Consider the following 9,439-nt stretch of genomic DNA (forward strand, 5'->3'; position numbering starts at 1 on the left):
AGCCTTTATACAAGACTTAGGTAAGTTTCATGCAGCTTTTCCAGGGACTGGTGAAGCTGTTCAAGCGTTCCGCTGTTCTCCACGACATCGTCAGCCCATTCAAGACGCTTTTCTCTGGGCATCTGGCTTGCGATGATTTTTCTGGTTTGATCTTCATCCATGTGATCGCGATTCATCGCTCGCTCTATTTGTGTCGCTTCTGGTAAATCCACCACAAGAATTCGATTCACTAACTCATGCTGATCGGTTTCCAGCATTAAGGGTGAAACCAGAATGGCATAGGGGGATTTGGCTTGTTGCAGCTCAATACGTATCTGTTCACGAATCAGAGGATGCAGCAAAGTTTCAAGCCACAGTCGTTCATCTGCGCTATCGAAAATAATGGTACGGAGCTGGCCACGATCCAAATTCCCATTCAGGATAATACCGGAGCCAAAACGTTTAGCGATTTCTGCCAGTGCTGGTTTATCCGGCTCAACGACCACCCGCGCTGCCAGATCGGCGTCAACAATAGTGACACCTTTGCTGGAAAAGAAGTCGGTCACTGCCGTTTTGCCACTGCCAATACCACCAGTGACGCCAATGGTCATTTTAGTATTTTGTTCTTGTTTGCTCATTAGTTAAGCCCCGAAAAACTAAGGTAGGCTTGAATCAACTGGTCGCCCCAAATAAGCGCTATAAAACCAGCAATTGCCAGATATGGGCCGAAAGGAATCGGATTAGAGCGTTCCTGTCGTTTAGTTACGATTAGCAGAACAGCAGCAATGGTTCCGACAAGAGATGAGAGAAGAATAATCAGAGGCAGTTTTGTCCACCCCAGCCAGGCGCCCAATGCCGCGAGAAGTTTAAAGTCGCCATAACCCATCCCTTCTTTACCGGTGATCAGCTTGAATAGCCAGTAAACACTCCAGAGAGAGAGGTAACCGGCAATCGCACCCCAAAGTGCTTCATCAAGGCCGACCACTAAGCCGTAGCTATTCACGATCAAGCCAGCCCATACCAATGGCAGTGTGATGTCATCCGGCAGTAATTGAGTGTCGTAATCGATCATGGTCAGAACCAGTAACGACCAGCCAAGCAGGCAGAAAGCCAGTGTCTGCAGCGTTACGCCCCAGGTCAGGCCAATAACTACCGTCATGATGGCGCTGATGATCTCAATGGCCGGATAACGAAACGAGATGCCGGTTTTACAGGAAGCACATTTTCCCCGAAGAAAGAGGTAGCTTAATACGGGAATGTTTTCCCAGGCGCGAATCTTGTGCTGACAAGAAGGGCAGGTAGAAGCGGGGGTAACCAGATTATACGTTGGCAGTGGCTCGTGCTCCCGTTCAGGGTGCAGGATTTCTTCACTTTGTTGCTGCCACTGGCGCTCCATCATGACGGGCAATCGATGAATCACCACGTTCAAAAAGCTACCAACAATCAATCCGGAGACCATCAGGAAAAAAACAAAGTAAGGCGTTGATGTCTCAAGCAGTTCAATAAGCAAAAGCATGTAAATGGTTCCCTGATGGCATTGGTCTGTCAGTCCATTTTTGCCAGTTTATTAGATCAATTGACGAATCATATAGTAAGCAAACAGTTGTTTAAACCGGTCACTTTGTAGAGTTTGAATACGTGCTCAAGTTGGCTTGTAAATAAATAGTGGGCTGAGTGAAAAGTATTCATGGTGAATGGTTGACTTGTATCAAAAAGGCGTCAGATTTGCGCTGTTAAAGTTGCACAAATCATAGCTGTCGGGACAAAGCACACGACACTGGTTTACGATGTACACAAATCACTCCGCACGGACACTACAAGAATGATGTTAAAACAATTTAAGCCTTCACACTTGGCCGTTGCAGCGCTTGCGAGCATGGTCAGTGCCTGCTCTTTAATGCCTGGTCAGACTGGTCCTGATCCTGATAAGACCTATCAGTTGACTGTGCTGCATACCAATGACCACCATGGTCGTTTCTGGCATGACCGTAAAGAGCGTTACGGCATGGCCGCACGAATGACATTGATCGATGACATTCGTGAAGAAGTGGAAGAAGAAGGTGGCCATGTGCTGCTACTGTCCGGCGGTGATATAAACACAGGTGTGCCTGAGTCAGATCTGCAGGATGCGATTCCTGATTTCAAAGGCATGAATATGCTGGGTTATGATGCCATGGCGGTAGGTAACCATGAATTCGATAGCCCTAGAGAAATCCTGAAAATGCAGGAATCTCTGGCTGAGTTCCCATTCCTTTCCGCCAACATCATTGATGAATCAACTGGAAAAACACTGTTCAAACCCTACACAATGTTTGAAAAAGATGGCTTGCGTATTGCCGTTATGGGTTTGACCACGGATGACACGCCGAAGGCCACGAACCCTGAGAACACCGTTGGTTTGAAGTTTAGAAAACCAGTGAATGTCGCCCGGGAACTGGTACCTGAGCTGGAAGAAAAAGCAGATGTTATTATTGCTACGACTCATATGGGTCACTATGCCAACGCTGCCTATGGCGTGAACGCCCCCGGTGACGTGACTCTGGCTCGCAGTGTTGATGGTATTGACCTTATTGTTGGCGGCCACTCTCAGGATCCACTGTTTGAGCCAGACCTGCAAAACGGTGCCTACATTGTGCAGGCCCATGAGTGGGGCAAGTATGTTGGGCGTGCAGATTTTGAGTACAGCAATGGTGAGCTCACACTGAAGGATTATGAACTGATTCCAGTAAACCACGGCAAAGGTGATGAAAAGATCGCGGCCGATGACAAAATGCTGGAAATGCTTCGCCCGTATCAGGAAAAAGGCCAGAAGCTGGTAGCTGCCAAAGTGGGTAATGTTGATCAGCGGTTGATGGGAGAGCGTGCAGAAGTTCGCTTTCAGCCAACTAACTTGGGCACTTTGCTGACTCAGGCGTTTATGGCGAAAACCGGTGCTGACTTTGCCGTGAAGAATGGTGGTGGTATCCGTGCCAGCATTGAGCCGGGTGAAATCACGTATAAAGATGTACTGACGGTTTTACCCTTCGGTAACACTCTGACGTCAGTGGATCTGACAGGTCAGCAAGTACTGGACTACCTGAACGTTGTTGCACTGAAGCCAACTGATAGTGGCGCCTTCGCTCATTTCTCAGGCTTGGAAATGGACATCACCGCGAAAGGTGTGAAAAACGTGCGTATTGGTGGTGAGCCTCTGAACTTGACCAAGACTTACAAGATGGCAACCCTGAGCTTCTCTGCCGGTGGCGGTGATAACTACCCGAATGTAAGCAAGATGGATAGCTATGTAGATACGGGCTTTACGGATGCAGATGTACTGAGAGAGTACATTGAACAAAACTCGCCGTTGATGGTTGAGAAGTACACGCCAAAAGGTGTGACTCGCCTATAAAGGCTTTCAGAATAAAACACCCGTCGTATTGATATTCATGCGACGGATGTTTTTTATAATCAGCCCGGCGGCCACTGCATTTGTCGCCCACCCATTAAATGCAGATGAATGTGATAAACCGATTGACCACCCTGAGCATTGGTACTTATGGACAGTCGGAAGCCATCATCAGCAATGCCTTCTTCAGCCGCCAGATCTTTTGCAATCAGCATCATTTTGCCGAGCACCGCCTGATCTTCCACCGTTGTATCATTCATGGTGGCGATGTGTTTCTTGGGGATGACTAGGATATGTGTGGGCGACGCAGGGTTAATATCCCTGAAGGCCAGTACATCATCATCTTCAAACACTTTATTGGCCGGGATATCACCGGCAACAATCTTACAGAAAAGACAACTCATTAAGTTAGCATCCTTTGTCGTTTCACTATTTAACGTGTTCGTTCACTACTTCCCTTTCCCAGTAAAGGGTGGCGCCTACCACGGCCGCAGGAATGATCAGCAGGTTCAACAGTGGTATCAGCATAGCGAGATTAACTATGGCGCCAAAGGGCCAGCATTTGGTTATCCTCGATTTTAATTCAGACATCATCGTGCTGAAAGGCACCCCGCGGTTATCAGCCGCATAATCGCAGTACTGAATGGCCATCATCCAGCCATTAAATAAAAACCATAGCACCATGCCCAGAATGGGAATAAAAGACAGCAGCAGTAGAATAAAGGCTCTCGGCAGAAAATAAAGGAGCTTTCTCAGTTCCCGGCCAATACTCCTGGGAACAATGATTAACCAGTCAGACAATTTGAGATCTGGCAGATCAGCCCCTTCCATTCGTTGTACTTTTTCAGCCAGTAATGCATTGAATGGCGCAGCGATCAGATTGCCAATAATAGTAAAGGTAAAAAACATCACAGCCGCCAGAGCCAGAAAAAACAGCGGCCATAACAGATACTCGAGAAAAGCCAGCCAGTTGGGCATCCAGCCGGTGAGTTGTTGCATCCAGCCAGAGAAGTAGCCGGAAGCTCCGTACACAATGCCGCCGAAGACGAGAATATTGATCACCAAAGGTATCAGAACAAACCATCGCAGCTGCGGTAAAAAAATCATTGAAAGCCCCTGGGCAAAATAGCCAGGGCCGGAGAGCGTATTTTTATTGGTCATGTTTCTATCGGAACTCATTCAGATCTGAACGATCTTACACCAGAGACTGGTTTTTCTCCTGCTTAAATAGCCTTAGTCAATCAAACAATAACGATTGGCAATTGCCATAAGAGAAAGCCTCTCGCTATTATATGGCCATTTCTCGTTGCCCAAATGATGGAGTCCAATAATGAGCACAACCAGACACTCCCGCCTGCTGATCCTGGGTTCTGGCCCAGCGGGGTACACCGCAGCAGTCTACGCGGCAAGAGCAAACCTGAATCCGGTGATGATCACAGGGATGCAACAGGGTGGTCAGTTGACGACGACTACCGATGTGGATAACTGGCCTGGCGGCCCGGAAGGTCTTCAAGGGCCGGGTCTAATGGTGGATATGGAAGCCCACGCCAAGCGTTTTGGTACTGAAATTGTTTTTGATCATATTGAAGAAGTGGATTTCAGTAAAAAACCTTACACTCTCAAAGGCTCTAATACTTACACCTGCGATGCCTTGATCATTGCTACCGGTGCCAGCGCACAGTACCTGGGGCTGGAAAGTGAAGAAGCATTCAAGGGCAAAGGGGTTTCTGCCTGCGCCACCTGTGATGGGTTCTTCTATAAGAATCAGGATGTAGTGGTGGTGGGCGGCGGTAATACTGCCGTTGAAGAAGCGCTTTATCTTTCCAATATCGCGAAAACCGTCACGGTCATTCACCGCCGTCAGGAATTTCGTGCGGAAAAAATCCTTCAGGACAAAATGAGAGAACGTGAAGCTAACGGTAATATCCGATTGGTGCTGGATTCTGTTCTGGATGAAGTATTGGGCGACGATATGGGTGTCACTGGCGTTCGGGTAAAAAACGTTCTGAACGGTGAAACCGAAGAGATCAGCGCCACGGGTTGTTTTATTGCCATTGGCCATACACCCAACACCGGTATCTTTGAAGGTCAGCTGGATATGAAAGATGGTTACATCAAAGTCCATAGCGGTCTGGAGGGTAACGCGACGTTGACGTCAAAAGAAGGTGTGTATGCGGCGGGGGATGTGATGGATCATGTTTATCGTCAGGCGATCACGTCGGCAGGTACGGGTTGTATGGCGGCTTTGGATGCTGAGAAGTATCTCGACGCTTTGGAATCCTGAGCTTGTGTCAGGGGCAGTGCCCCTGACAATTTACCGTTCGTTGGCCGCAAAAATAATTAGAATAGAGCTGTTCGGTCAGCGGATAGCGGTGAATATTATTTTTCCAGATCAACTTCTTTCTCTGGTTCTGTCTTGATGCCATAGTCTTCGGACAATGCGCCTTGCTCTTCCGGGTTGTTTTTAGGCGCGTAATCTTTTGGTTGCTCCAGTGGTGGCGTACGCTCAGAGCGGCGCTTGTGAACCTTGCCAGATATCAAAGCGTTGGACCCTAGCAGTGAATCATTGAGGCGATTTTTCACATCCTCATCTTTGCACAGGCTTTCTGCACCGGTGGCCAGATGTTCATGGATATCCCGGTATGTATCGGTCATTTTGTTGACCAGATGGGCAGAGGTCGTGAAGTGATCACCCACTTGTTGTTGATACTCTTTGAACTCCTGTTGCAACTCATCCAACTGGGTTTCCAGCTTGCCGTTGCGGGTTTTGGATCCGGAGAGTATATGGTACACAAACGCACCACAGAGAATGCCTGCCAGAAATGCCAGACTGCCGATAAACCAAAGTACGTTCATGTTTTCCACGATGTCCACAGTGTCGCCTCACTCAGTGGGGCACGCGCCCTTGTCATTAATCAAACGCCATGTTTTTCACTATTGTATCGGTTAGCGTGGGACAGTCCTAGTCATGTTAACCAATTCACACTTAATTACACAGGTTGGAAACGGTATCATCGGCATTAACAGAACGAACATTGCAAATGATACGCTTGCTCCGTTATAGCGTAGGCGGGTACATTGCTCCAGCGACCTTCATAAGAAAATCGGTTTGAACTGAATAAGTCTGTACATTTATGACCCCCAAAACCAGTTATCAGCGAGACATCAGCCAAAGAGGCTTCAGCAAAGATCCTGCTCAGGCCGAAGCTGTTAAGCATTTGCAGAACCTCTATGAACAGTTGGTTGCCCCTGAGAAAAGCTCTCTCATGCAATCGCTGCAGAGTGTTTTCAGTAAAACCAAAGAGCCTGTAAGAGGGCTGTATTTCTGGGGAGGCGTGGGCCGAGGCAAAACCTGGCTGATGGATACGTTTTACAACTGCCTGCCCTTTGACGATAAACTCCGGATGCACTTTCATCACTTTATGCGCCGAGTGCATGCAGAGCTGAAAACACTGGAAGGTCAGAAAAATCCACTCACGATTGTGGCTGATCGATTGGCTTCAGAGGCCAGAGTCATTTGTTTTGATGAATTCTTTGTATCGGATATCACCGATGCCATGATTCTTGGTAGTTTGATGGAACAGCTGTTTAGTCGAGGTGTCACTTTGGTGGCTACCTCTAACGTTGTGCCCGATCTTCTCTATAAAGATGGCCTGCAGCGAGCCCGATTTTTACCGGCCATTGCCTTGCTGCAAAAACATACCATTGTCGTCAATGTGGATGGCGGAACGGATTACCGACTTCGTCTTTTAGAAAAAGCACACACCTATCACTGGCCATTGAATCAAGAGACTCGTCAGAAATTAGAGAAGGTTTTTCAAGACCTGGCACCGGATCCTGAACATATAGAACAGAGCTCTGCGATAGAAATCGCCGGTCGAGCTATCCAGAGTGTAAAGCTCTGTAAAGATGTAGCGTGGTTTACTTTTGCAGCGTTGTGCGATGGCCCACGCAGTCAGAATGATTACATTGAACTGGCCTGTCTCTACCACACTGTAATTTTGCAGAATGTGCTGCAATTTGATGTCAGTCGGAATGATCAGGCTCGTCGTTTTATCAATCTGATTGATGAGTTTTATGACCGTGGGGTCAAACTGATTGTTTCAAGTGAGGTGGAACTTGAGGCACTCTATACCAGTGGTACTCTGTCGTTTGAGTTCCAGCGAACATTGAGTCGATTGAAGGAGATGCAGTCGAAAGAATACCTTGCCCGCCCTCATAAGCTGTAATTGCCGGGTTGTTTTATATTGATAGTGAAAAAATGACAATCTTGTCAGAGGACTCCGAGTTATGGATTTGGGTATAAACGGCAAAGTGTTTATGGTGGCAGGCGCTAGCTCCGGTCTTGGGTATGCAATTGCTCGCAAATTGGCTGAAGAAGGTGGCAAAGTCTCTATCGCCAGTCGCAGTCAGGAAAACATAGCTACAGCAGCCGCAACCATCAGCGAAGAAACGACTGCCGAAATTCGTGGTTATGTGTTTGATGCCAGAGATGCCAACTCTATTAACCGCTGGGTAGAAGATACGCAGAACGATTTTGGTCAAATTGATGGGCTGGTGATTAATGCCGGTGGCCCTTCACCCGGTTTTTTTGAAGAGTTCGATGATCAGGCCTGGCAATCTGCATTTGAGTTAACGTTACTCAGTGCTGTACGTTTGATTCGTGGTGCCTTGCCGGCTCTTAAGGTTAATGGTGGAAGTATTCTGACTCTGACGTCTTCTGCGGTCAAAGAGCCTATTGATATCCTGGTGATGAGTAACGTTATGCGTTCAGGCGTCAATAGTCTGGTAAAAAGCCTTTCTGATGATCTCGCTGGTGACAATGTGCGCATCAACAACCTGATCCCCGGATTGATTAATACCGACCGAATCGATGCCCTGAATTTGTTTCTGGCGAAGCGTGCTGATAGCAGCCCTGAGAAGGTGCGACAGTCTGCTGAAGCGGGCATTCCAATGGGGCGTTATGGTGAGCCAGGGGAGTTTGCCAATGCCGCCGCATTCTTATTGTCCGATCAAGCCAGTTATATTACCGGTACGACGATGGTGGTTGACGGCGGTAAGATGAAGAGCGTGTAATGGCTATCAGCCCGACAAAGTAGCGTAGGTCGGTAACTCTGAAAGAATTGCCGACGATTTTGCGGATTGTTGGGTTTTATTGTCGGCAACCCTGCGGGTTACCGACCTGGGGGTATCGGGCTGGTCTTCTGGCTCAGGGTTGTTCATCCAGCAGCTGCTGATAGGCGCCAGCATTCACTACGTTGCTATAACCGTGCTTCATCAACATTTCTTGTGCGATGCCACTGCGTCGGCCACTTTTACAGTACAAAATGATTTCTGTATCGTATGGCACCATTTTTTCCCCGATCCTTTCTACGATTAATTGATGGGGGATATGAATAGAGCGCTCAATATGACCGCTGTTGTATTCCTGCTGGGTTCGTACATCAATTAATAATGCGCCGTTATTGATACTTTCCCAAATATTGCTGGCTGGGGAATCGGCAGATGCGTTGGATACAAGGCCAAGAAAGACGAACAGGCTTAGTGTGAATTGTCTCAGTTTATCAATCATTAGTGCACTTCCAAGTGATTTTCTGCTTGAACAGGATTCATTGTGAGCCATCGCTGTTTCTCAGGTTAGATTGTATTGGCTCTGCATCATCTTTTTATAACAGATAGCGATTAATGTAGCACTAGTACTCCATCCACCGTCAAATGATAGACTGAATTTTGTATTATCCTGACAGCTCCACTGCAACAAAAGATGGAGCCGTCATGAACGTTAAATACCATGTTCGTTTAAGTGATGATGAACGCTCAATGCTTGAGGCTTTAATCAAACAAGAAAAACCAATAATTGCGCAACACAAAAAACGCCACGCACAAATTTTGCTCGCCATCGATGAAAATCGCTCGCCGCTTACCCATGAGCAGGCAGCTAAAGCCTTCAACGTGAAACCGCTCACTATCTGTCGTCTTCGTCAACGCCTTGCTGAGGAAGGATTAGAGGTTGCGATCAATAGCAAGCACAGTCGTCATGGAGGAAAACGGAAAATGGATGGTGAGTTAGAGGCT

General features: G+C 47.5%; 11 protein-coding genes. 5 read left to right on the top strand and 6 right to left on the bottom strand.

Annotated elements, in window-relative coordinates; all coding sequences use genetic code 11:
• Window positions 1-5 precede the first annotated feature (5 nt).
• Window positions 6-617 carry a dephospho-CoA kinase gene (coaE, locus tag AKL11_RS00325; protein ID WP_095210051.1) on the bottom strand — a complete coding sequence of 204 codons (612 nt, stop codon included), beginning with the start codon at window positions 615-617 and terminating at the stop codon, window positions 6-8.
• A complete protein-coding gene (locus tag AKL11_RS00330; RefSeq protein WP_067514469.1) occupies window positions 617-1,495 on the bottom strand; it encodes a prepilin peptidase in 879 nt (292 codons plus the stop codon). The genes coaE and AKL11_RS00330 overlap by 1 nt, the downstream gene beginning before the upstream one ends.
• A 306-nt stretch (window positions 1,496-1,801) precedes the next feature.
• Here AKL11_RS00330 and ushA point away from each other — a divergent pair, with 306 nt between their 5' ends.
• Window positions 1,802-3,367 carry a bifunctional UDP-sugar hydrolase/5'-nucleotidase UshA gene (gene ushA / locus AKL11_RS00335; protein WP_067514471.1) on the top strand — a complete coding sequence of 522 codons (1,566 nt, stop codon included), beginning with the start codon at window positions 1,802-1,804 and terminating at the stop codon, window positions 3,365-3,367.
• 59 nt (window positions 3,368-3,426) lie between these two features.
• Here the strand turns inward: ushA and AKL11_RS00340 are convergent, their stop codons facing one another.
• Window positions 3,427-3,768, bottom strand: coding sequence for a histidine triad nucleotide-binding protein (locus AKL11_RS00340; protein WP_067514472.1), 342 nt, complete (start codon window positions 3,766-3,768; stop codon window positions 3,427-3,429).
• A gap of 25 nt (window positions 3,769-3,793) precedes the next feature.
• The gene (gene cysZ / locus AKL11_RS00345) at window positions 3,794-4,525 is read right to left on the bottom strand and encodes a sulfate transporter CysZ (RefSeq protein ID WP_067515310.1); all 732 of its coding nucleotides are present in this window, start codon (window positions 4,523-4,525) and stop codon (window positions 3,794-3,796) included.
• Window positions 4,526-4,694: 169 nt separating this feature from the next.
• Here cysZ and trxB point away from each other — a divergent pair, with 169 nt between their 5' ends.
• Complete coding sequence (trxB, locus tag AKL11_RS00350) at window positions 4,695-5,648, top strand: thioredoxin-disulfide reductase (protein WP_067514474.1); 954 nt, start codon at window positions 4,695-4,697, stop codon at window positions 5,646-5,648.
• 95 nt (window positions 5,649-5,743) lie between these two features.
• Here the strand turns inward: trxB and AKL11_RS00355 are convergent, their stop codons facing one another.
• Window positions 5,744-6,238: a Z-ring associated ZapG family protein gene (locus tag AKL11_RS00355; RefSeq protein ID WP_067514476.1), complete on the bottom strand. Its 495-nt coding sequence runs from the start codon at window positions 6,236-6,238 to the stop codon at window positions 5,744-5,746.
• A gap of 260 nt (window positions 6,239-6,498) precedes the next feature.
• Here AKL11_RS00355 and zapE point away from each other — a divergent pair, with 260 nt between their 5' ends.
• Window positions 6,499-7,593, top strand: a complete 1,095-nt coding sequence (gene zapE / locus AKL11_RS00360) for a cell division protein ZapE (RefSeq protein WP_067514478.1) — start codon at window positions 6,499-6,501, stop codon at window positions 7,591-7,593.
• 61 nt (window positions 7,594-7,654) lie between these two features.
• Window positions 7,655-8,440, top strand: coding sequence for an SDR family oxidoreductase (locus AKL11_RS00365; RefSeq protein WP_067514481.1), 786 nt, complete (start codon window positions 7,655-7,657; stop codon window positions 8,438-8,440).
• 133 nt (window positions 8,441-8,573) lie between these two features.
• On the opposite strand, the gene AKL11_RS00370 is transcribed toward AKL11_RS00365, so the two are convergent.
• A complete protein-coding gene (locus AKL11_RS00370; RefSeq protein WP_067515311.1) occupies window positions 8,574-8,936 on the bottom strand; it encodes a rhodanese-like domain-containing protein in 363 nt (120 codons plus the stop codon).
• Between the two features lie 203 nt (window positions 8,937-9,139).
• Between AKL11_RS00370 and AKL11_RS00375 the strand changes: the two genes are divergently transcribed.
• A partial coding sequence (locus tag AKL11_RS00375; RefSeq protein WP_157673398.1) for a helix-turn-helix domain-containing protein occupies window positions 9,140-9,439 on the top strand: 300 nt, incomplete at its 3' end.

This window comes from Endozoicomonas ascidiicola, assembly GCF_001646945.1.
Taxonomy (GTDB): Bacteria; Pseudomonadota; Gammaproteobacteria; order Pseudomonadales; family Endozoicomonadaceae; genus Endozoicomonas; species Endozoicomonas ascidiicola.